At 66.5% G+C, this 22114-nt stretch carries 16 protein-coding genes; 8 read left to right on the forward strand and 8 right to left on the reverse strand.

What is annotated here, in order from left to right:
* Window positions 1–103: 103 nt before the first annotated feature.
* The 4 genes from ACM0O9_RS07720 to ACM0O9_RS07735 all read left to right on the forward strand — a co-directional run bounded on the left by ACM0O9_RS07720 (window position 104) and on the right by ACM0O9_RS07735 (window position 5594).
* Complete coding sequence (locus tag ACM0O9_RS07720; RefSeq protein WP_021202058.1) at window positions 104–586, forward strand: DUF3574 domain-containing protein; 483 nt, start codon at window positions 104–106, stop codon at window positions 584–586.
* Between the two features lie 36 nt (window positions 587–622).
* Window positions 623–1480: an XAC2610-related protein gene (locus tag ACM0O9_RS07725; protein ID WP_235649158.1), complete on the forward strand. Its 858-nt coding sequence runs from the start codon at window positions 623–625 to the stop codon at window positions 1478–1480.
* Between the two features lie 126 nt (window positions 1481–1606).
* The gene (locus ACM0O9_RS07730) at window positions 1607–3325 is read left to right on the forward strand and encodes a thiamine pyrophosphate-dependent enzyme (RefSeq protein WP_065185255.1); all 1719 of its coding nucleotides are present in this window, start codon (window positions 1607–1609) and stop codon (window positions 3323–3325) included.
* A gap of 664 nt (window positions 3326–3989) precedes the next feature.
* On the forward strand, window positions 3990–5594 hold the full coding sequence (locus tag ACM0O9_RS07735; protein WP_164093309.1) for a SulP family inorganic anion transporter: 1605 nt from the start codon (window positions 3990–3992) through the stop codon (window positions 5592–5594).
* Between the two features lie 197 nt (window positions 5595–5791).
* Here the strand turns inward: ACM0O9_RS07735 and ACM0O9_RS07740 are convergent, their stop codons facing one another.
* Entirely contained in the window at window positions 5792–6502 is a 711-nt protein-coding gene (locus ACM0O9_RS07740; protein WP_065196686.1) for a glutathione S-transferase, read from the reverse strand.
* A 169-nt stretch (window positions 6503–6671) separates the two neighbouring features.
* Between ACM0O9_RS07740 and ACM0O9_RS07745 the strand changes: the two genes are divergently transcribed.
* From ACM0O9_RS07745 to ACM0O9_RS07755, 3 genes are all read left to right on the forward strand, one after another.
* Window positions 6672–7499 (forward strand): DUF3014 domain-containing protein, encoded by an 828-nt coding sequence (locus tag ACM0O9_RS07745; protein ID WP_235649159.1) that lies wholly within the window; start codon window positions 6672–6674, stop codon window positions 7497–7499.
* Window positions 7500–7680: 181 nt separating this feature from the next.
* On the forward strand, window positions 7681–10266 hold the full coding sequence (gene clpB, locus ACM0O9_RS07750; RefSeq protein WP_065178915.1) for an ATP-dependent chaperone ClpB: 2586 nt from the start codon (window positions 7681–7683) through the stop codon (window positions 10264–10266).
* A 93-nt stretch (window positions 10267–10359) separates the two neighbouring features.
* Window positions 10360–10917, forward strand: coding sequence for a hypothetical protein (locus ACM0O9_RS07755; RefSeq protein ID WP_235646283.1), 558 nt, complete (start codon window positions 10360–10362; stop codon window positions 10915–10917).
* A gap of 39 nt (window positions 10918–10956) precedes the next feature.
* On the opposite strand, the gene ACM0O9_RS07760 is transcribed toward ACM0O9_RS07755, so the two are convergent.
* The 3 genes from ACM0O9_RS07760 to ACM0O9_RS07770 form a co-directional block, all read right to left on the reverse strand.
* On the reverse strand, window positions 10957–11757 hold the full coding sequence (locus ACM0O9_RS07760) for a MipA/OmpV family protein (RefSeq protein ID WP_065178913.1): 801 nt from the start codon (window positions 11755–11757) through the stop codon (window positions 10957–10959).
* Window positions 11758–11897: 140 nt separating this feature from the next.
* Window positions 11898–13187 carry an ATP-binding protein gene (locus ACM0O9_RS07765; RefSeq protein WP_235649160.1) on the reverse strand — a complete coding sequence of 430 codons (1290 nt, stop codon included), beginning with the start codon at window positions 13185–13187 and terminating at the stop codon, window positions 11898–11900.
* Entirely contained in the window at window positions 13184–13921 is a 738-nt protein-coding gene (locus tag ACM0O9_RS07770) for a winged helix-turn-helix domain-containing protein (protein ID WP_065178911.1), read from the reverse strand. Before ACM0O9_RS07770 ends, ACM0O9_RS07765 begins: the two co-directional genes overlap by 4 nt.
* A 180-nt stretch (window positions 13922–14101) precedes the next feature.
* Between ACM0O9_RS07770 and ACM0O9_RS07775 the strand changes: the two genes are divergently transcribed.
* Window positions 14102–15388, forward strand: a complete 1287-nt coding sequence (locus tag ACM0O9_RS07775) for an O-acetylhomoserine aminocarboxypropyltransferase/cysteine synthase family protein (protein ID WP_065178910.1) — start codon at window positions 14102–14104, stop codon at window positions 15386–15388.
* A 684-nt stretch (window positions 15389–16072) separates the two neighbouring features.
* Here the strand turns inward: ACM0O9_RS07775 and ybaL are convergent.
* The 4 genes from ybaL to ACM0O9_RS07795 all read right to left on the reverse strand — a co-directional run bounded on the left by ybaL (window position 16073) and on the right by ACM0O9_RS07795 (window position 21828).
* Window positions 16073–17770 carry a YbaL family putative K(+) efflux transporter gene (gene ybaL, locus ACM0O9_RS07780; RefSeq protein ID WP_065178909.1) on the reverse strand — a complete coding sequence of 566 codons (1698 nt, stop codon included), beginning with the start codon at window positions 17768–17770 and terminating at the stop codon, window positions 16073–16075.
* 192 nt (window positions 17771–17962) lie between these two features.
* Window positions 17963–18844 (reverse strand): XVIPCD domain-containing protein, encoded by an 882-nt coding sequence (locus ACM0O9_RS07785; protein ID WP_235649162.1) that lies wholly within the window; start codon window positions 18842–18844, stop codon window positions 17963–17965.
* Between the two features lie 9 nt (window positions 18845–18853).
* Complete coding sequence (locus tag ACM0O9_RS07790) at window positions 18854–19162, reverse strand: hypothetical protein (protein WP_005418535.1); 309 nt, start codon at window positions 19160–19162, stop codon at window positions 18854–18856.
* A gap of 278 nt (window positions 19163–19440) precedes the next feature.
* On the reverse strand, window positions 19441–21828 hold the full coding sequence (locus ACM0O9_RS07795; RefSeq protein ID WP_065185251.1) for a TonB-dependent receptor plug domain-containing protein: 2388 nt from the start codon (window positions 21826–21828) through the stop codon (window positions 19441–19443).
* Window positions 21829–22114 lie beyond the last annotated feature (286 nt).

The raw sequence follows: 22114 nt of genomic DNA on the forward strand, positions 1-22114 counted from the left end.
TGCCGGTCCGGCATGAGCTGATGCCCGGTTGGCATCAGCACGCCGGGCCGGTGGCGCTGTACGCTGCCGGCTCGCCTTGTCCCCCTTCCCCGGAGCTGTACCGATGAAACACCTTGGCCTCGTCTTCGCCGTGCTGTTGGCCACCAGCGGCTGCGCCAGCCTCTCATCGCAGGCGCCCAGCGCCTATGCCACGGCCACTACCGCCGAACTGAAGGGCGACGCCGCGCGCCCGTCTTCCGCGCACGGCTGGGTGCGCAGCGAGCTGTACTTCGGCGTGGGCGAGGAGCAGGGCGCCGGCAACCGCCCGCAGGCCGACACCATCAGCGACGCGCAGTGGCGCACCTTCCTGGACAAGGAAGTGACCCCGCGCTTCCCGGATGGCCTGACCGTGTTCGATGCCTATGGCCAGTGGCTGTTCCGCGGCGATGCCGCGCCCAACCGCCTGCGCACCAAGGTGCTGGTGGTGCTGCATGAGGACACCCCGCAGCGCCGCGCCGATATCGAAGCGATCCGCCTGGCGTGGAAGCAGCAGACCAGGCATCAGTCGGTGCTGTGGTCGCGGCAGCCGGTCGAGGTATCGTTCTGAGCTGAAGGCGCCACCGCGGTGCCACAAGGACCGATGATGAAACACAGGGAATGCCTGCTGGGCCTGGTGTTGGCCGGCACGCTGGCACCGTCGGCGCAGGCCAGTGGCGACGACATCGAAACACTGCGGTTCCAGGTGGCCGCGCACGTGCAGGCGCACGCCGATCCCCAGCAGGATGGCAGCATCGCCGTGCAGCTGTCGCCGTCGGGAAAGCGCCAGACGCTGGCGGGCGCGGCGGATGCCGACGGCAATTCGCGCTGGGGTCTGGAGGACGTCGATTTCGATGGCTACCCGGAACTGGTCGCACGCGCCTCGGTGGGCATGGTCAATGAAGCGGTGACGGTGTATCGGTTCGATCCGGCCAGTGCTTCGTATCGCGTGCTGCAGGCCGACACCCACGGCAAGGACAGCTGCGGTGATCTGATGGGTCTGAGCGTGGACGTTGCCACCCGCACCCTCACCAGCAGTTGCCGCAGCGGGCCGATGTGGTACGCCGACCAGTACCGGTTCGCGGGTGCGAAGCTCTACCTGTACCGCGCCGAGCGCGTGTTGATGCTGGGCGACACATTGAACGCCGCGCTGCAGTGGGAGCAGACCGACGAGCAGGGTCCGCTGGCCATCTGGCGCACCTATGATCCCGCCGGCCGTGTGCTGGAAAGTGCCATTGCCGATGGCCTGGGCGCACCGCCGGATGGACCGTTGCGCGGCCAGCAGGCCACCGTGGTACCCGCGCGGCTGTTCCTGTTCGACCGGCCTGGTGCGTCCAGCACCAAGCGTTACCTGGTGCAGGGCGATCGCGTGGAATTGCAGGATGAACAGAACGGCTGGGTGAAGCTGCGCTATCGCAGCCCGAATCACGGCGACGTGCTGGGCTGGATCAACGTCAACGACTAAAAGGGGACGGAGGGAATTAAGTCGTTTGTGGCACAAGCGACTTAATTCCCTCCGTCCCCTTTTTTTGCGGAGGCATCACTTCATCGGGTCTAGCCTCGGGGGTTCCCCCGTTCGAGGATGTATCCGATGAGCAAGCGCGTAGCCGAAATCGTGGTGGACGCCCTGCAGCAGGCCGGTGTCCGCCGTTGCTACGGCATCGTGGGCGATACGCTCAACCATGTGACCGATGCGATGCATGGCAGCGAGATCGCCTGGGTGCACGTGCGCCATGAAGAAGTGGCCGCATTCGCTGCCGGCGCCGATTCGCTGGTGAGCGGCGAGTTGACCGCCTGCGCGGGTTCCTGTGGTCCCGGTGGCCTGCACTTCATCAATGGCGTGTTCGAGAGCAACCGCAACCGTGCGCCGATGGTGCTGATCGCCAGCCAGGTGGTGACCAGCGAGCTGGGCATGGAATTCCCGCAGGAAGTGGATTTCAAGGCGGTCTATGGCAGCTGCACGGTGTTCTGCGAGCAGGTGCACAGCCCGGAGCAGGCGCGACGCGTGGTGGCCCTGGCCTGCCAGGCCGCGATCAGCCGCCGTGGCGTGGCGGTGGTGATCCTGCCGGCCGATATCAGCCAGGCCGAGGTGAAGCACGATGTGCCGTTCTCGGTGCATTACACTCAGCCGGTACTGCGCCCCTCCGACGCCGAACTGCAGCGCATCGCTGAGCTGCTGGGGCAGGGCAAGCGCATCGGCATCTACGCCGGTGCCGGTTGCCAGGGCGCGCACGCGCAGCTGCTGGAGCTGGCCCGGCGCTTGCAGGCCCCGATCGCGCATACCTCGCGCGCGAAGGATTTCGTCGAGCCGGACAACCCGTACAACATGGGCATGACCGGCATCTTCGGCATCGAGTCCGGCTTCCACACGCTGATGGAGTGCGACACGCTGCTGCTGCTCGGCGCCGACTTCGCCTGGGGCCAGTTCTACCCGGACAAGGCCACCATCATCCAGGTCGACCGCGATGGCAGCCACCTTGGCCGCCGCCACCCGGTGAACCTCGGCGTGGTCGGCGATATCGCACCGACGCTGGATGCATTGCTGCCGATGCTGCCGCCGCGCGAGGACGGCAGTTTCCTGGACGAGTGCATCGAGCATCGCGACAAGGCGCTGAAGAAGCGCGAACAGGAAGAGCAGCCGGGCGAAGGCGAATTGATCCATCCGCAGCACCTGACCGCGCTGCTCTCGAAGCACGCTACCGAGGATGCACTGTTCACCGCCGACGGCGGCTCGCCGATGGTGTGGGTGCTGCGCCATATCCGCGTGAACGGCCGCCGCCGCACGCTGACCAGCCTGCTGCACGGCACGATGGCCAACGCGATGCCGCAGGCGCTGGGACTGCAGAAGGCCTTCCCCGGCCGGCAGGTGATTTCACTGTCCGGCGATGGTGGCCTGGCAATGCTGCTGGGCGACCTGTTGACCGCGGTACAGGAGAATCTGCCGATCAAGGTGGTGGTGTTCAACAACGGCTCGCTGAACTTCGTCGAGCTGGAGCAGAAGGTGGAAGGCCTTCTGGACAACTACACCGATCTGAAGAACCCGGACTTCGGCCGCCTGGCCGAAGTGATCGGCTTCCATGGCCGCACGGTCACCCGCAGCGAGGATCTGGAGGAAGCGGTGCAGGATTTCCTGGCGCAGCGCGGCCCGGCATTGCTGGATGTGCACACCAGCCGCGCCGAGCTGGTGATGCCACCACAGATCGAGGCCAAGCAGGTCGCCGGCACGGCGCTGTATGCGGCCAAGGCGGTATTGAACGGCCGCTTCGACGACGTGAAGCATCTGCTGGTGGACAACTTCCTGAAGAAGTAGGGGGTGGTCGATGCAGGGCTGGGCCCTGCACCTGCGGAGGTGAAGGTCGAAGCAACAGCAACAGCAACAGCAACAGCAACAGCTGGGTATCCGTGGGATGGCGGGGTGGGTCCGGTTGCGGGGGGCGCTGCAAGTCCCCCTCCGGGGCCCGGCCCAGCCGCTGGCGGCTGTGCGTTCGGGCGCTTGCGAAGCAATGCTTCGCAAGCAAAGCGCCCTCACCCATGTAAGCTCGGTCGCCGCATCCATGCGGCTCACGCCCCCGCAACCGGACCCACCCCGGCTTAGACAGATCATCGCGATCTGCCGGTAGATCCACGCCATGCGTGGATAGCGTGGAAATGATCGAATTGTTCTTGTGGAGCCGAACCGTGCTCGGCTCAGAAGCTTCGCGTACAGCAGCCGAGCATGCGCTCGGCGCTACAACGAGAGCCTGCCTTTGCTTTTGATCTTTTGATTCTCTTCCGTGGCTGGCACGCGCAGGAAATTGTCAGGGGCCGGTCCCGACCGGCCCAACTGGCAATGCCAGTCGACTAACAGTCGGCTCTACCCGCGCCCAGCCACGAGGGGCCCCGCCGTTGGCTGGAACCCATCATTCCACGATGGAATTGGCGCCCAGGCGCCGCTGGGCCTACCATCGGCGGTCCCCACCCCCACCGCCCCTTCCATGTCCGCTCCCGCTTCCGCCGCACCGCGTCGCTGGTTCGTCGCCGGCGACTTCAACGGCTTCTTCGGCCTGGTCGTCGACAACCTTTCCATCCTCGGCTTCATCGCCATGGCCCTGGTCGGGATCTTCCAGTTCCCCGCCGACGTGGTGTTCGGCCGCATGTTCCCAGGCACGGCCTTCGGCGTGCTGATAGGCAATCTGCTGTACACCCTGATGGCACGCCGGCTGGCCGCGCGCAGCGGCCGTGACGACGTCACCGCCATGCCGCTCGGCCTGGATGCCCCCACCAGCATCGGCATGGCCCTGCTGGTGCTTGGCCCGGCCTTCATCGCGTTCAAGCAGCAGGGCATGGACCCGCACGCGGCGGGCATCGCCACCTGGCAGCTGGGCATGGCGGCGCTGGTCATCATGGGCGTGCTCAAGTTCGTGCTGTCGTTCTTCGGTGAAGCAGTCACCCGTGCGCTGCCGCGTGCCGCGCTGCTGGGTTCCATCGCCGGCATCGCGCTGGTGCTGATGGGCCTGTTGCCGCTGCTGGAGACGCTGCGCTCGCCGCTGGTCGGCTTCACCACGCTGGGCCTGCTGCTGTACGTGCTGATCGCCAAGGGCAAGCTGCCGGTGCGAGGCCCGGGCGTGCTGCTGGCCTTCGTGTTCGGCACCGCGCTGTACTACGGCCTGGGCCTGGCCGGGCTGGGCGCCCCCGGCTTCCATGTACCGGAGTGGGTGCCGCCGCAGGTGGTGCTGCCGCTGCCGACACTGGGCTTCCTCGACGGCCTGCCCACCGCGATGACCTACCTGCCGCTGCTGCTGCCGTTCGGCCTGCTGATGGTGGTCGGCGGCATCAATGTTTCTGAAAGCGCGCGTGCGGCCGGCGATGACTACCGCACCCGCGACATCCTGCTGGTGGAAGCGGTGGCTACGCTGGTGGCAGGCGTCTGTGGCGGCGTGGCGCAGACCACGCCGTACATCGGCCAGCCTGCGTACAAGCACATGGGCGCGCGCAGCGGCTATACGCTGCTGACTGGCCTGTTCGTCGGCATCGGCGGCATGCTTGGCATCATCTCCGGGCTGGTGCAGTGGCTGCCGCTGGCGGTGCTGGCACCGATCATCGTGTACGTGGCCATCGACATCACCACCCAGGCCTTCCAGGCCACGCCGCGCCACCATACCGGCGCGATGGTGTTCGGTTTCCTGCCGTCGGTGGCCTACCTGCTGGCGATCAAGGCACCCGGCTGGATCACACCGGATCAGCTGCCCCAGCTGCTGACCAAGCTCGACGGCCACGGCCTGCCGGAGCTGGCGGTGATCTTCACCCTCGGCAACGGCTTCATCATCACCTCGATGCTGTGGATTTCGGCGGTGGCGGCGATGGTCGATGGCCGCCTGCGCCGTGCCTGCGGCTTCCTGCTGGTGGCGGCGGTGCTGACCCTGTTCGGGCTGATCCACTCGGTGGATCCGCGCGGCGGCATCTACCTGCCGTGGGAGCTGGAAGGATTGGCGCGCATCATCAGTTTGCAGTTTGCCGGTGCCTACGTGGCCCTGGCGGTGCTGCTGGGCTTGCTGTCGCTGCAGAAGCAGCCGGTGAAGCCGCTGGGTGGGAACAGCTGATCCCACGGTAGTGCCGGCCGTTGGCCGGCATGCTCATGGGTATCCAAGGGCCGGCGCATTGCCGGCCCTTCTGCTTCTGCCGCCTTGTAGAGGCGAGCCTGCGCTCGGCTGCTCTGAGCCGAGCATGGCTCGGCTCTACAGGGACGTGTTGCAGGCGGCGAATGCTTACAGCGCGCTCTGCCGGCCAGCGGCCGGCACTACCGCTCGGCGTCCAGCTCCGGGTAATGGCGGAAGATGCCATTCGTGTTGAATGCCAGCCGCCGTTCCGAGCCCAGGTAGGCGGCGATGTTCGGCCGCTTCGCCACCCGCTCCTGCAGCGCGCGCAGCAGGGGCACGGCGGGCGCCAGTGCCTGCATGCGGCGCGGGAACATGTAGTCCAGACCACTCAGCAGCTGGAACAGCGACAGGTCCACATACGAATGCTCGCGCAGTGCATGGCGGCCACCGTTGGCGGCGAGCACCCGTTCGAAGTAGCCCAGGAACTTCGGCAGGCGCTCGCTGCGCAGCGACGCGGCACGTGCCTTGGCCTCGGTCTTCTGCTCTTCGTAGTATTTTGATGCGGCGATCGGATGGTGAGTGTCATGCACCTCGGCCACCAGGTCAGCGATGGTCAACTGCAGTTGCAACGCCTGCATCCGCCGCGATGCGGCCTGCGGCACCAGATCCAGCGTCGGGCCGAGGAAGTCCAGGATGGCGGCGACCTGCGCAATGACCTGGCGACCGGCCTTCAGGAACGGCGGCGCGAAGGGCTGTGCCCCGTCACTGCTGCCGTCGAGAAACGGTTGCATCACCGCATCACCGTGCACCCGCGCCATGTCGATGTAGTCGGCGCCGGCATCTTCCAGCGCCAGGCGCACGAACTCGCCACGGCCCTGGATACCGGTCCAGTAGTACAGCGCATACTGCATGGCAGTGTCTCCGCAGGACAAGGCCCACAGCCTCGCGCGCGGCACGCAAAGCAGGCGTGAGCGCGGCTTTGGCGTGGGCCGAAGCCGAACGGCAGCGGAACAGGCAGGGAACCGGCTGGAACCGGTGGGGTCACACCTTCTCCATGCGTGTGAAACGAGGTGCTGCATCATGCAGAGTGGAAAGGCGGTATGGCCCTGGGTGCTGGGTGTGGTGGTGATCGGCGGCGCGGGCGGTTGGTTGTTCCGCGATCAGCTGAGGCACCTGGCAGACGGTGCTTCGGTGCCGGTGCCGGTGCACTCAACCCCCGCCGGCACCAGCGCACCGCCGCAACCGCAGGCGGCCGCGGACCCCGCGCCAGCACCGCCGCCGATCAGGCATCCGCTGGACACCGAGGCCGCCGCTGACCCGGCGCTGCCCAAGTTGGCCGACAGTGATGCGGCTGCCTGGGGCGCATTGAGCCAGCTGTTCCAGGGCGAGGGCCCGATGACCCTGCTGCTGCGCGATCACCTGATCCAGCGCCTGGTCACCCAGGTCGACAACCTGGACAAACCAAGCGTGCCGCCGACGGCGCTGGCCGCACGGCCGCTGCCGGGCAACCTGCAGGTCGAGCCTGGCGAGGGCGGGGAACGCATCGCGCCAAGCAACTCGGCGCGTTACGCGCCCTATGTGCAGGCCTTCACTGCGCTGGATCCAGCGGCAACGGCTACGGCGTACAAGCGCTTCTATCCGTTGATCCAGCAGGCCTACGTCGACCTGGGCCGGCCCGAGGGCTACTTCAACGACCGTCTGGTGGCGGTGATCGACCATCTGCTGGAGACCCCGGAACTGGTGCAGGCGCCATTGGTGCAGCGTGATGAGCGCGGTCGCTACCGCTTCGTCGATTCCACCCTGCAGTCGCGCTCGATAGGCCAGAAGGCGCTGTTGCGCATGGACGACGCGCAGGCGCGGGCGGTCAAGCAGCAGCTGCGGGCGATCCGCAGCGCGATCACCGGCTGAGTCCGCTCACCGCGCCGAACTGATCGGGATCAACGCGCCGACCACACCCGTTCCGGCATGCTGGCCGCAGGCTGACTGGCCTCGGGGTGCAGTCGCAGCCACCCTTGAAACGGGGTGGGGCAACCGCATCTTCCCAGCATCGCCGGCGCGGGCCGGCCCTGATGACCGATGAGGATTCGCAATGCGGATGGACAAGCTCACCTCGCGTTTCCAGCAGGCGCTGGCAGACGCACAGTCGCTGGCCGTGGGCCGCGACAACAGCATCATCGAACCGGTTCACCTGTTCAGCGCGCTGCTTGACCAGCAGGGCGGCAGCACGCGCCCGCTGCTGGCCCAGGCCGGGGTGAACGTGCCGGTGCTGCGCGAGCGCCTGACCGAGGCGCTGGATGCACTGCCGAAGGTGTCCGGCCAGGCCGGCAACGTCTCGATGGGCAATGACCTGGGGCGCCTGCTGAACCAGACCGACAAGCTGGCCCAGCAGCACGGCGATGCCTTCATTGCCAGCGAGTGGTTCGTGCTCGCGGCGCTGGAAGACGGCGGCACGCTGGGCATGGCGCTGCGCGCCGCCGGTGCCGACAAGACCCGCCTGCAGGCGGCTATCGACAAGCTGCGCGGCGGCGAGAACGTGCAGTCGGAGAACGCCGAGGAGCAGCGGCAGGCGCTGGAGAAGTACACCATCGACCTGACCGCGCGCGCCGAGAGCGGCAAGCTCGACCCGGTGATCGGCCGTGACGAGGAAATCCGCCGCACCATCCAGGTGCTGCAGCGCCGGACCAAGAACAACCCGGTGCTCATCGGCGAGCCCGGCGTGGGCAAGACCGCGATCGTGGAAGGGCTCGCCCAGCGCATCATCAATGACGAAGTGCCCGAAGGCCTGCGCGGCAAGCGTGTGCTGTCGCTGGACATGGGCGCGCTGATCGCCGGCGCCAAGTTCCGCGGTGAATTCGAGGAGCGCCTGAAGGGCGTGCTCAACGACCTGGCCAAGAACGAAGGACAGATCATCCTGTTCATCGACGAGCTGCACACCATGGTCGGCGCCGGCAAGGCTGATGGCGCGATGGATGCCGGCAACATGCTGAAGCCCGCCCTGGCGCGTGGCGAGCTGCACTGCATCGGCGCGACCACGCTGGATGAGTACCGCAAATACATCGAGAAGGACGCCGCGCTGGAGCGCCGCTTCCAGAAGGTGTTCGTCGGCGAACCCACGGTGGAGGACACCATCGCGATCCTGCGCGGGCTGAAGGAAAAGTACGCCGTGCACCACGGTGTGGAAATCACCGACCCGGCCATCGTGGCTGCCGCCACGCTGTCCAACCGCTACATCACCGACCGCCAGCTGCCGGACAAGGCCATCGACCTGATGGACGAAGCCGCCTCGCGACTGCGCATGGAGATCGATTCCAAGCCGGAGGAGCTGGATCGCCTGGAACGCCGGGTAATCCAGCTGAAGATCCAGCGCGAGATGCTGAAGAAGGAAAAGGACGAAGCCTCGCGGCAGCGCCTGGCCGACCTGGAGAACGATATCGACGGGCTGGAGCGCGAGTTCTCCGACCTCAATGAAATCTGGAAGTCGGAGAAGGCGGCGCTGCAGGGCGCCACCAAGATCAAGGAACAGGTCGAGCAGGCCAAGCTTGAGCTGGAAGCTGCGCAGCGCCGCCAGGATTTCGCCAAGATGAGCGAAATCCAGTATGGCCTGTTGCCGCAACTGGAAAAGCAGCTGGCCGCCGCGCAGGAAGCCGAGCACAAGGACTTCAAGCTGGTACAGGACCGCGTGACCGATGAGGAGATCGCCGAGGTCGTTTCGCGCTGGACCGGCATCCCGGTCAACAAGATGCTCGAAGGCGAGCGCGACAAGCTGCTGCGCATGGAAGAAGTGCTGCACAACCGTGTGGTCGGCCAGGAAGAGGCGATCAAGGTCGTCTCCGATGCGGTACGCCGCTCGCGTGCCGGCCTGTCCGATCCGAATCGTCCGGCCGGCTCGTTCCTGTTCCTCGGCCCGACCGGCGTCGGCAAGACCGAGCTGTGCAAGTCGCTGGCCGAGTTCCTGTTCGACAGTGCCGACGCGATGATCCGCATCGACATGAGCGAGTTCATGGAAAAGCACAGCGTCGCCCGCCTGATCGGTGCGCCCCCAGGCTACGTCGGCTACGAGGAAGGCGGTTACCTGACCGAGGCCGTGCGTCGTCGCCCGTATTCGCTGATCCTGCTCGATGAGGTGGAGAAGGCGCATCCGGATGTGTTCAACATCCTGCTGCAGGTGCTGGACGATGGCCGCCTGACCGACGGCCAGGGCCGCACTGTGGACTTCCGCAACACCGTCATCGTGATGACCTCGAACCTGGGCTCGCATCAGATCCAGGACATGAGCAGCGACGACAGCCCGGAGGCCTACACGCAGATGAAGGCAGCAGTGATGGGCGTGGTGCAGGCGCACTTCCGTCCGGAGTTCATCAACCGCCTGGACGACATCGTGGTGTTCCACCCGCTGGACAAGCAGCAGATCAAGCAGATCGCACGCATCCAGATGCGCGGGCTGGAGAAGCGCCTGGCCGAGCGCGGTTTGAAGCTGGCGGTCTCCGATGCGGCATTCGATCTGCTCGGCAACGTCGGCTTCGACCCGGTGTATGGCGCGCGCCCGCTGAAGCGCGCGATCCAGTCGCAGCTGGAGAATCCGCTGGCGCAGCAGATCCTGTCCGGTGCCTTCGTCAACGGTGACACCATCGAAGTCGGCAACGACGGGGGACGCCTGGTCTTCGCCAAGGCTTGAACCGGTGGCGCGCCTGCCCTGGCTGGCGCGCCACCAAAGCCCTGGCAAGGCACAATGATCCCGTTTCACTTTCGCAAGGACGAGGAGAACCGCATGGACGTTACCCGAAGGGTTTCACTCTGCATGGCGCTGGCGCTGGCGCTGGCGCTCGCTGCTGTTTCTGGACACGCTGCAGCCGTCGAACAGGTCCAGCTGCCGCCGATGAAGGGTTACCAGCAGGCCCACCAGAGCACCGACGCACAAGGCAACCGCATCACCGAGTACGTGCCGCAGGGCCAGACCGTGCAGGACTGGACCGACATGGTCACTGTCAATGATGCGCCGAACAGTGGCCATGTGAGTCCGCGCGAGTTCCTCGGCATCATCGAGGCGGGGTGGCGCATGGCCTGTCCGGCAGCGCAGAGCCACTGGATCCGCGAAGGCGAGGAGGGCGGACGGCCATTCGCGTTGCTGATGCTCAGTTGCCCGCTGAACCCCGGCACCGGCAAACCGGAGTTCACCTGGATCAAGGGCATGCAGGGCAGGCAGGGCTTCCACACCGTGCAGAAGTCGTTCCGCGCCGAGCCGGAGAAGGACGACGTCGTGCAGTGGATCGGCTGGCTGCGCGAGGTCGGCTTGTGCGGCAGCGGCGCCGCACAAGCCTGCCACTGATCGCAGCAAAAGAGGGCGCCCCGCGGCGCCCTTCATGCATCAGAAGCGGTGCGTATAGCCGCTCATCACGCCGAACTGGTTGGCCTTCTGCACGATCGGGCTGTCGGCGGCATCGCCGAGCAGGCGCGTGCCTTCGGCCGAGATGTACCAGTTGCCATTACGGCCCACGCGGTGGCTCCACTTCAGGCCGACACCGGCGCTGACCAGGCCCGCCTTCGGTTTGTGCTCGGCAAAGCCGGTGCGCGCGGCCTGTTCCGGACTGACGCCGTACCAGGTCTGCATGTAGCCACGGTTGCCGTAGTCGGTGGAGACGCTGCCGCTGACCACGCCACCGGCCAGGTCGAACAGCGGCATGCTCAGGTTCAGGTGGATCTGCTGGGTAGCCAGTCCGTTCTCAGCCTTGTCCTCGTCCTTGCGGGTGAACTGCCAGGAGCCGCTCAGCACGGCCTCGCCCAGCGTATATCCAGCCGAGACACCGACCAGGGGACGGGTATCGATATTGCCCATGCCGCGCAGGAAGTCCGAACCGCCGAGCAGCGAATCCTTGTCCCTGCGGATACCGCTGGCACCGACATAGGCGCGCACGCGGGTGTGCTCGCCGAGGGTCGTGCCCCAGCCGATGCCACTGGTGCCCAGAAACCAGCCCCCCGGCGAGGTGACATCGAAGGACAGCGAAGGCGTCGCACGGTACTCCTCGCTGCCGCTGTAGCGCGGCGCCACGCCACCGCCGGCGGCGAGCTCGAAGGTCCAGTGGTCATCCTTGGCGTGGGCGATCGGGGCGGCGAACAGCGGCAACAGGGCCAGGTGGAGCAGGGCGGGGGAACGGCGAAGCTGGGACATGGAAACTCTCGACAATGGGAGGAAAGCAGCGCGCGCATCCGGCGAGTGCTGCAGGGTCGCTAGCGTGGCGATACGCCGGCGACCGATCCGTCCGCAGTTGTGCGGGAGTTGTAATCAACTGTAATTGCGCCCGTGGGCGTTCAGCTGGCAGCCAGCGGCCAGTGCATTTCCAGGCGTGCGCCGCCGAGGGCGGCGCGACCGATGCGCAGTTCGCCGTGGTGGCGTGCGGCAATGCGGCCGACGATCGCCAGGCCCAGGCCGAAGCCGCCGGTGTCGCGGCTGCGGCTGTCATCCAGGCGGGTGAACGGGCGGACCACCTTTTCGCGGTCAGCCTCGGCGATGCCGGGGCCGTCGTCGTCCACGCGCAGGCAGGCGCGCCCGCCCACACTCACCAGCGACACGTCCACCTGCGAGCGCGCGTGGCGCAGGGCATTGCCGACCAGATTGCTCAGCGCCAGCTGCAGCAGGCGCGGTTCCGCTTCCAGCCGAGGCAGGGCGCTGGGCTGCACGCGCAGCACCAGGCCGGCACGTTCGGCATCGCGGCGGGCATCGGCCAGGCAGGCCTGCAGCCAGTCGTTGGCTTCGATCCGCTGCATCGGTTCGCCCTCGCTGGGATGCTCCAGCCGTTCGTAGGCCAGCAGTTCGCTGACCAGCCGGTTGAGCTCGGCCAGGTCGCCATGCAGGCCCTGCGCCAGTCGTTCGCGGCGCTCGCGGTCATCGCTGTCCTGCATCAGGTCCAGGCCGAAGGCCACGCGCGCGATCGGCGTACGCAGTTCGTGGGAGATCGCATGGGTCAGGTCGCGCTGGCGCTGTACCAGTTCGGCCACGCGCGCGGCCATGCGGTTGGAATGGTCGACGATGACCCGGATCTGCGAGCGTGGCGAGACCTGCGCGCGTGCCTGCAGATCGCCGGCGCCGATGCGGTCGGCATGCACGCGCAGGGCATCCAGATCGCGCCAGAGCAGGCGCACCCAGGCGTACAGGCTGGCGCCGACCAGCAGCAGAATGCTGAGGTAGGCCGCGATGGTCATGTACGTGGTCATCTGCACCGCGCCAGGCACGCGCAGGTGCAACCAGCGACCATCGATGCCTTCGATGGGCAGCAGGACCTGCTGGTACTGATCGCGCACGATGAAGCCATCGGCCTGCACGGCTGCCTGTTCCTGTGGGGCCAGCGCGGGAGGCTTGTCGAGCAGGGTCAATGCGATGCCATAGTGCGGTTGCCACTGCTGCAGGCGCTCACGCTGCTGGCTACCGTCCAGGCCGGCCAGGCCGCTGCGCAGGGCGTACACCTGCCCGCGCACCTGCTGGACGAAAACGCGATCCTGCACGGGCGTATAGATGCTGTCGAGCACCCGGTTGAGAAAGAACACCGAGGCCAGGAAACAGGCGCCGGTGATGAACCACAGCCACAGGAACAGCCGCTTCATGCCGTCCAGGCCGACGGATTGAACTGGTAGCCGCGGCCCCACACGGTCTTGATCCGCCGCGGCTCGCGCGCATCGTCGCCGAGCTTGCGACGCAGCTTGCCGATGCAGACGTCAACGCTGCGGTCCAGGCCGTCGAAGCCGATACCGCGCACCGCCTGCAGGATCTGGTCACGGGACAGGATCTGCCCCGGCTGGCTGGCCAGCAGCCACAGGATCTCGAATTCGGTGGTGCCCACGTCCACCGTGGCACCGTGCAGGTGTACCTCACGCTGCATGCGGTCGATCAGCAGTTCACCGTGCATCAGCCGGCTGGGCGTGCCGGTGTTGCTGCTGCCGTGGCGGCGGCGCAGCAGGGCGCGCAGCCGGGCCAGAAGCAGGCGTGGTTCGATGGGCTTGTGCACATAGTCGTCGGCGCCCGATTCCAGGCCCAGCACCTGTTCGATGTCGTCCTCGCAGGCGGTCAGCATCAGGATCGGCACATCGGAGAAGCTGCGGATCTGGCGGCACACGTCGATGCCGCCCAGGCCGGGCAGCATCAGGTCCAGCACCACCAGCTCCGGCGCGTGCTGGCGGCAGGCCGCGCCGGCCAGGTCGCCGCGTGCGATGTGCTGCACGGTGAAGCCATGCTGGTGGAGGTAGTCGCTCACCAGTTCGGCCAGGCGACGGTCGTCCTCTACCAGCATGACCGACGTAGGCGAACTGCTGGTGGTGGGATGCCAGGGCGATGGCTGCATGGGTGGGGCCTCCGTGCCCGGGCAGCAGCGCCCGGCGGCGCAGCCTAGCAGCGCCCCATGACGACTGCCTGAATCGCGGCCAACCTGATAACCGCCGGTACGGGCGTCATCGCCAGTGGCTTTCAGTGGCGGGCGCGGGCTGGCCTATGGTGGCGGTTTCCCCGGATGGAGCCTGGTGCAATGAGCGAACCGCAGTGGCAACTGGAAACCCTGGCCGTGCACGGTGGCTACCGTCCCGACCCGACCACCCGCGCGGTGGCGGTGCCGATCTACCAGACCGTGGCGTATGCCTTCGATGACACCCAGCACGGCGCCGATCTGTTCGACCTGAAGGTGCCCGGCAATATCTACACCCGCATCATGAACCCTACCACCGACGTGCTGGAGCAACGCCTGGCCGCACTGGAAGGTGGCATCGGTGCGCTGGCGCTGGCCTCGGGGCAGGCCGCGATCACCTATGCCCTCCAGACCATCGCCGAGGCCGGTGACAACATCGTCGCCTCCAGCGCGCTGTATGGCGGCAGCCTCAACCTGCTGGCACACACGCTGCCGCAGTATGCCATCCAGGCGCGCTTCGCCGACCCGGCCGATCCTTCTGCGTTCGCCGCGCTGATCGACGAGCGCACCAAGGCGGTGTTCGTCGAATCGATCGGCAACCCGCGTGGCAACGTCACCGACATCGCCGCCATTGCCGAGGTCGCGCATGCCGCGGGTGTGCCGCTGATCGTCGACAACACCGTGGCCACGCCGTTCCTGCTGCGCCCGTTCGAGCACGGTGCCGACATCGTCGTGCACTCGCTGACCAAGTACCTGGGTGGCCACGGCAACAGCCTCGGCGGTGCAATCATCGACTCCGGCCGCTTCGACTGGGCGGCGCAGCCGAAGCGTTTCGCCCGCCTCAACCAACCCGACCCCAGTTACCACGGCGTGGTCTATACCGAAGCACTGGGGCCGGCGGCCTACATCGGCCGCGCGCGGGTGGTCCCGCTGCGCAATACCGGTGCCGCGTTGTCGCCGTTCAATGCGTTCCTGATCCTGCAGGGCATCGAGACCCTGGCCCTGCGCATGGAGCGCATCAACGCCAATGCACTGGCCGTCGCGCAGTTCCTGAAGGCGCACGACAAGGTCGCTTGGGTGCGTTACGCGGGATTGGCCGACGATCCCGAGCATGGCGCCGCGCAGCGCTATCTGGGTGGGCACGGCTCGGGCGTACTGACCTTCGGCCTGCCCGGCGGCCGTGAAGCCGGCGCGCGCTTCCTCGATGCCCTGAAGCTGTTCACCCGCCTGGTCAACCTGGGTGATGCGAAGTCACTGGCCACCCATCCGGCCTCGACCACCCATCGCCAGCTGGATGCCGCGGAGCTGGCCAAGGCCGGCGTCAGTGAGGACACCGTGCGGCTGTCGATCGGCATCGAACACATCGGCGACCTGCGCGCCGACCTGGAGCAGGCCCTGGCCGCCGCCTGATAGCCACGCGCTTGGTCGTCATCGCCACAGGCGATCACCGCCGGCCACGCGATGCGCTAGGGTGGAACTGCCTCTCCAAGGCGTGGCAATGTGGCGATCCAGATCCCCGGTCGATGCGGGTCGACCGGGGATTTTTTTGTTTCCGGGGTCAGATCCGTTTTCCTGTGGAAAACAGATCTGACCCCATGTGCCGACGGTCGGCATCAATCCTGGTAGATCCACGCCATGCGTGGATGGATCACCATCGGAATCGAACATTCCGACAGTTCATCAAACAGCATCCACGCATGGCGTGGATCTACTGCAGAACGCGGGAAATTGTCGAAGGCGGGGGGGGGCCGCTTGCGGGGGCGTGAGCCGCATGGGCCCGAGGCATGCCTCGGGCGGGTTGGGCAGGACGCCCAACCCCGGTCTTGCCGTGTGCGCAGGATTGCGCACACGAGCAAGCGGCGACCGAGCTTACATGGGTGAGGGCGCTTTGCTTGCGAAGCACTGCTTCGCAAGCGCCCGAACGCACAGCCGCCAGCGGCTGGGCCGGGCCCCGGAGGGGTACTTGCAGCGGCCGCTGCAAGCGGACCCACCCCGCGATCCCACGGAATGCCAGCTTTTGCTCTTGTCGTTGCCGTTGCCGTTGCCGTTGTTTGGGCAGGTGCAGGGCTGCAAGCCCTGCCGCAAGCACACCCCTCATACAACAGGAATGTTGTGCTGCCTCAGGTTCCGGTACGGCGGCGTGGACATGATCATCTCCGCCAGCGAATAGGCCAGCTCGCGCTCGGCCATCACCGTGCCATCGGCACCGTGCTCCAGCAGATGCTTCACTTCCGCATCGCTGTGCGCACGTGCCAGCAGGGTCAGGTCCGGGTTGATCGCACGCAGCTTGGCCAGTGCCTCGCCGGCTTCCAGCGGCTGTGGGATCGCCAGCACTGCGATCTTGGCCCGCTCCGGATGGGCCTCGGCCAGCACCCGGTCGGCGGCGGCGCTGCCACGGATCGCTGCCAGGCCCCTGGCGTGCGCCTGCTCGACGTGCTCCTTGTTGTCATCGATCACCAGCACCGGCACGCCGCGATCGCGCAGTACCTGGGCCAGCTCGCTGCCCACCCGGCCATAGCCGATCACGATGGCATGGTCATGCAGGTCGCGCGACGGGCCGGTCGCCTCCTCTGGCTCCGGCGTTTGCGGCTGCTTTTCCTGTTTGGCCTGCCATCGGTCGAGCAGGCCGAACACCAGCGGGTTGAGCATGATCGATACCAGCGCGCCGGCCAGCACCAGCGACTGGCCTTCCTTCGGCAGGATCTGCAGCGCCACGCCGAGGCCGGCGATGATGAAGGCGAACTCGCCGATCTGGGCGAGGCTGGCCGAGATGGTCAGCGCAGTGCTGGTCGGGTGGCCGAACGCACGCACGATGAAGAACGCGGCTGCCGACTTGCCGAACATGATGATCAGCACCGTGGCCAGCACCTGCCACGGATGCTGGACGAGGATGTTGGGGTCGAACAGCATGCCGACCGAGACGAAGAACAACACCGCGAACGCATCGCGCAGCGGCAGCGAATCGTGCGCGGCCTTGTGGCTCAGTTCCGATTCGTTGAGCAGCATGCCGGCGAAGAACGCGCCCAGCGCGAACGAGACGCCGAACAGCATCGCCGAGCCGAACGCCACCCCCAGCGCGATTGCCAGCACCGACAGGGTGAACAGTTCGCGCGAACCGGTACCGGCGATACGTTCGAGGATCCAAGGGATGACCCGGCGCCCGACCACCAGCATCACCGCCACGAACAGGCCCAGCTGCACGAAGGTCCAGCCGATGTCGGCCAGCACGCTGCCCAGCGAGTGCGACTCCTTGGCCGCGTCGGGGCCGAACACACCGGCCATCACCGGCATCATCACCAGTGCCAGCACGCAGGCCAGGTCTTCCACGATCAGCCAGCCGACCGCGATCTTGCCGCGCATGGTTTCCAGCAGACGGCGTTCCTCCATCGCCCGCAGCAGTACTACGGTACTGGCCGTGGCCAGCGAGAAACCAAAGATGACGCCGTGAATGGCCGGCCAGCCCATCAGCGAGGCCACGCCCCAGCCGAGCAGGGTGGCCACCGCGATCTGGCCGATGGCGCCGGGGATGGCGATGGCCTTGACCGCCATCAGGTCCTTCAGCGAGAAGTGCAGGCCGACGCCGAACATCAGCAGCATCACGCCCAGTTCGGCCAGCTGGTTGGCCAGCGCCTGGTCGGCGACGAAGCCGGGGGTGAACGGGCCTACGCAGATGCCAGCAACCAGGTAACCGACCAGGGGAGACAAGCGGAGCTTGTTGGCCAGCGCGCCGAAGATGAAGGCGAGCCCCAGGCCAACGGCCACGATGTTGATCAGGTCGGTGTCATGGTGCATCGGCACTCGCAGGAAATCGGGGGTGCCCCGATTTTCACCGATGAGGCCAGATACGGCAAACCCGGCCAGCGTATCGGATCGTTGCGTGGGCGGCTTGTACGGGCGAGATATCAAGCCTTGTTGAGAGATGGCAGGCCCTGGCGGGCCGAATGGTGCCTACCTATGGGGGGCTCCAGGCGTAGCCGTCGATGATCACACCATCTGCCGGCGCTGGGTCTCTTCAAGGGCAGGCTCGGCCTGCTGCGGCGAGGCGGCCAACTGCTTGTCCAACCGATGAATCTGCCGCAGCGACTCCGCAACGGATGGCTGAAGGGCCGTTTCAATGTTGATGGGGGCACGCAGATGGCCCGGGTCATCCAAGGCTCCTTGAATGACGAAGATGTTCTCCGGCCTTGGGGGCTGACCAGTCGGCAAGCCCAATACCACATGGTCGATCCGTTCCAGACCTTGTGCCCGGGCAAGTTGGGTGAGGCTGGCCGCCATGCGTTGGCTGGATTCATCAGATGTGCGACCCAGCGATGCGTCCAGCGCATGGACGCCGGCGAGTGCCTGCTGGTGAAGCGATGCCGAGGCATCGCTCAGCGATGGGATGCTGGTTTCCGGCCGTTCGGTTGCCGGTTGCGGCTGCGAAGGACTGGTGGGCCGCACGCGCTCTGCCTTGCGAATGGACTCGATCAGCTCCCGCGGCGTATCGGTGAACAGCAGTTCGCCTGCATCCAGGGACTGCCCAGTAACCTTGTTCACGGTACTGGTCGCCCACGATGCGCAGGTATTGCCATATGACCAGGTGACATTTTCGCCCAAGGCCTGGTCAAGTCGCTTGACCTGCTCGGGAGTCAATTCGTAATAGCGTGAGGCCGAAGATGTGGCCCGGGCTTCCATGCCTTCGCGGATGTCCGAACCTGGACCATTGTCCTCAACGAGTGGATGGTTGTCTGGCCACAGGCCATGGAACGTCGTATGGCCGTTTCGCGTCACCGAGATCCAGGCGTGGCCGTCCACGAACTGATTGAACGACCCCTGTGTATTGGGGTCTACGTGACTATGGATGCCGAGGACGACCTTGTCGCTCATGGAATGCCCTTACGGAAAAATCTGTGTTTCGCCATCGGCGTACAGCATCACCACGCGCGGCGCCATCAAGGGAATTTCCTGACGGGCCGGGCCAGCAGGTCCGGGCTTCACGTCGCGCCGCAGCATGGTTGTGCATTGGCCGGATATGGGACAGCGATCGACAACGACTTTCATGGTGTCCCCTTCCACGACATAGCTCATCCCTGCCGCGTAATACATGCTTTCCATCGGTTCATTGAACTGGACCTGGAGCTTCGACGCGGAGAGCTGGGTGACGACGACCGGCTCAAGGCTCGATTTGGAATAGCTGGGTTTCACGTGATCTCCTGAACACCCTGACAGGGGGGCCGCCAGCGCAACCCACGCGAGCGCAGCGTACACATGGCGGCGAGTGATGCAGGCTCTCGTCACGGAGCGGCTCCTTCGTTGGTCCGCTGATTATGCACGGGACGGCCTATGAGGCGCGTGCAACAGAGCACAGCCTGGAAACCGGGTGCAGGAGCTGGCAACGTATACGGTCAGGACCGCGCCTGCCCCGACGTCGCCGGCGGGTGTGTGGAGCAGCGCCGGGCAGGGCACGGCGCCTCCATTACCGCTTACCAGGTGTACTTGATCCGCCCGTACACATACGCGCCGTTGAAGCCGAACGGCGAGTAGTTGCTGTACGGCAGCATGCCGAAGGTGGAGTTCTGCAGGTCTTCGGTGCGGTCCGGGTACTTGTCCAGCAGGTTGTCGGCGCCCACGGTCAGGGTCCAGTTGCTGCTCGGCTTGTAGCTGGCCGAGGCATCCACCACCCAGGCATCGCCGTAGGTCTGGTCGCGCAGCGCGGTTGCCGAGTTGCGCACGGTGAACTTGCCGTAGCGGGTTGCGGCCAGGCCCAGTTCCCAGTGGTCCGAACGCCAGGTGCCGCTCAGGATCGCCTTGTCGCGCGGGTAGCTGTCCTCGATGCGACCGATCTCATCACGGCCGATCAGCGACTGGGTCAGGCCCAGGGTGCCGAACACCGCCGGAGTGCCGCCGACACGGCGCACTTCGGTGTCGTTGTAGCTGTAGGCGGCGGTCAGCTCCAGGCTGCTGGCGCTGAATGGCACCGTGTAGCTGGACACGAAGTCGACGCCGCGGGTGCGCGTATCCAGGCCGTTGGTGAAGTACGAGAACGCGGTCACCTGCGGCAGGCCGAGGGTGCCCAGCAGCGCGCTGGTGGCGGCGTTGGTGGTGATGCTGGACGACAGCGCGATGCGGTCATCGATGTCGATCTGGTACGCATCGACGGTGATGTACAGACGGTCGACCGGCTGCAGTACCAGGCCCAGGCTGTAGGAGGTGGAGGTTTCGGCCTTCAACGGCGAGGCACCCAGCGCCTGCGCGGCCGGGCTGGTGGTCGGGAAGGTGCCGCGTTCAACGAACACGCCATTGAGGAACTGGCTGGTGACCGCCTGGTAGCCCTGCTGCGCCAGCGACGGTGCACGGAAGCCGCTGGAGGCGGTGGCACGCAGCGCGACCTTGTCGGTGAACGCATAGCGCGCCGACAGCTTGCCGGAGAAGCGGTCGCCGAAGTCCGAGTAGTCCTCGTAGCGGCCGGTGATGCCGGCCGAGAACTTCTCGGTCAGGTCCGCTTCCAGGCCCGCATAGACCGCGTAGTTGTGGCGGTCGGCATGCACTTCATTGGTCGGGGTGAAGCCGGCGAAGCCCTGCGCGCCGCTGCCGGTGTACGAGTTCAGTTCGCCCGGGTTCTGGTCCCACTTCTCCTTGCGGTACTCACCGCCGAAGGACAGCGTGACCGGGTAGGCAAGGCCCCAGTCCAGCGACTTGGTCAGGTCGGCGTTGAAGATGTCCTGCTGGTACTTCAGCGTGCCGTCGTAGAACGAGCGCGGGCTGGTCGCACCGAGGCTGTAGTTGATGCTGTTGCGGGTGTGGAAATCGAGGGTGTTCTCGCCGTGGTTCAGGCTCAGGTCCCAGGTCCAGCCGCTGTCGGTGTTGCCCTTGACCCCGGCCACCAGCGAGCGGTCCTTGGAATACTGGTTGATCTCCGGCACGTAGCCGTCCGGATAGGTCTGCGCCAGCAGCGCGCTCTGCCCGCTGTGGTTGCGCGAACGGTAGAACGCAAACGAGGTGATGTCGCGATTGCTGAGCAGCGCGCTGGCGTAGCCGGTCACGTGGTCGCTGAAGTCGAAGCTGGCGTTGGCCGACGCAGCAGTGGCATCCACGCGCGGGTCGCCGACGATGAAGGTCTTCTGGCCGATGCTGGGGAAGTTGCCGGTGTTCGGCGTGGTGCCGCGGTACGGGCCGGCGCGGTTGCTTTCATCCTGCTGGCTGATCTGGCCGGCCACGTGCACGCGGCCTCGGCCGTTGCCGAACTCGACGCCGGTATCGCCGGAAAGCTGGTACTTGTTGCCGTCGCCGGCGGAGTACTGGCCGTAGTCCACGGCCAGGCTGCCGCCACTGCCGCTGCCCTTGAGCACGATGTTGATGACGCCGGCAATGGCGTCCGAGCCGTACTGCGCCGACGCGCCGTCGCGCAGCACTTCCACGCGCTCGATCGCGGCGATCGGGATCGCGTTGATGTCCACCGCTGACGAGCCACGACCGATGCTGCCGTTGACGTTGATCATCGCTGAGGTGTGGCGGCGCTTGCCGTTGACCAGCACCAGCACCTGGTCCGGCGACAGGCCGCGCAGTTGCGCTGGGCGCACGCCGCTGGTGCCGTCGGTCAGCGCCGGGCGCGGGAAGTTCAGTGAGGGCAGGGCGCGTGAAAGGGCGGTGGCCAGTTCGCTGGTGCCGGTGGACTGCAGCGCTTCGGGGGTGATGATGTCGATCGGCGACTGCGATTCGGCGACGGTGCGGTCGGCCACGCGGGTGCCGGTGACGATCACGGTGTCCAGGGTATTGGCGGCGGTGCCGGCCTGCTGGGCGGCGGCGACGAACGGAGAGCCACCGAGTGCGACAGCGACGGCGGCGGCGATCAGGCTGGTCTTGCGGGTCATCGGGATGGGCTCCGGTTGGCGGGGGCGGCACCGGAATCGACATCACGGGGGTGAGGCGGACGGCGGTTGTTGCGGTGCGCAATACAGCAATTAACGGGATATTCAGTGCCTGTCAAATGCCGGTCATCGGAAAAAACGTTGCAGCAGCAACCATTTAGCCCGGACAGGCATCGGCGGGGAGGAGACCCGGGACGCGCGCGGCGAGGACGTGGGAGAGAGGAACGTCGGCTACTGCGCATCCCGGGACGCGTCAAGTATTCGTTAACGCTAGAATTGCGTCGCAGGA

The sequence above is a fragment of the Stenotrophomonas sp. FR012 genome, assembly GCF_047520565.2.
Taxonomy (GTDB): Bacteria; Pseudomonadota; Gammaproteobacteria; order Xanthomonadales; family Xanthomonadaceae; genus Stenotrophomonas; species Stenotrophomonas sepilia.

Excerpts from the sequence above, each read along its gene's own strand:
- ACM0O9_RS07720 (WP_021202058.1), top strand. The coding sequence starts at position 104 with ATGAAACACCTTGGCCTCGTCTTCGCCGTGCTGTTGGCCACCAGCGGC.
- ACM0O9_RS07725 (WP_235649158.1), top strand. The coding sequence starts at position 623 with ATGAAACACAGGGAATGCCTGCTGGGCCTGGTGTTGGCCGGCACGCTG.
- ACM0O9_RS07730 (WP_065185255.1), top strand. The coding sequence starts at position 1,607 with ATGAGCAAGCGCGTAGCCGAAATCGTGGTGGACGCCCTGCAGCAGGCC.
- ACM0O9_RS07735 (WP_164093309.1), top strand. The coding sequence starts at position 3,990 with ATGTCCGCTCCCGCTTCCGCCGCACCGCGTCGCTGGTTCGTCGCCGGC.
- ACM0O9_RS07740 (WP_065196686.1), bottom strand. The coding sequence starts at position 6,502 with ATGCAGTATGCGCTGTACTACTGGACCGGTATCCAGGGCCGTGGCGAG.
- ACM0O9_RS07745 (WP_235649159.1), top strand. The coding sequence starts at position 6,672 with ATGCAGAGTGGAAAGGCGGTATGGCCCTGGGTGCTGGGTGTGGTGGTG.
- clpB (WP_065178915.1), top strand. The coding sequence starts at position 7,681 with ATGCGGATGGACAAGCTCACCTCGCGTTTCCAGCAGGCGCTGGCAGAC.
- ACM0O9_RS07755 (WP_235646283.1), top strand. The coding sequence starts at position 10,360 with ATGGACGTTACCCGAAGGGTTTCACTCTGCATGGCGCTGGCGCTGGCG.
- ACM0O9_RS07760 (WP_065178913.1), bottom strand. The coding sequence starts at position 11,757 with ATGTCCCAGCTTCGCCGTTCCCCCGCCCTGCTCCACCTGGCCCTGTTG.
- ACM0O9_RS07765 (WP_235649160.1), bottom strand. The coding sequence starts at position 13,187 with ATGAAGCGGCTGTTCCTGTGGCTGTGGTTCATCACCGGCGCCTGTTTC.
- ACM0O9_RS07770 (WP_065178911.1), bottom strand. The coding sequence starts at position 13,921 with ATGCAGCCATCGCCCTGGCATCCCACCACCAGCAGTTCGCCTACGTCG.
- ACM0O9_RS07775 (WP_065178910.1), top strand. The coding sequence starts at position 14,102 with ATGAGCGAACCGCAGTGGCAACTGGAAACCCTGGCCGTGCACGGTGGC.
- ybaL (WP_065178909.1), bottom strand. The coding sequence starts at position 17,770 with ATGCACCATGACACCGACCTGATCAACATCGTGGCCGTTGGCCTGGGG.
- ACM0O9_RS07785 (WP_235649162.1), bottom strand. The coding sequence starts at position 18,844 with ATGAGCGACAAGGTCGTCCTCGGCATCCATAGTCACGTAGACCCCAAT.
- ACM0O9_RS07795 (WP_065185251.1), bottom strand. The coding sequence starts at position 21,828 with ATGACCCGCAAGACCAGCCTGATCGCCGCCGCCGTCGCTGTCGCACTC.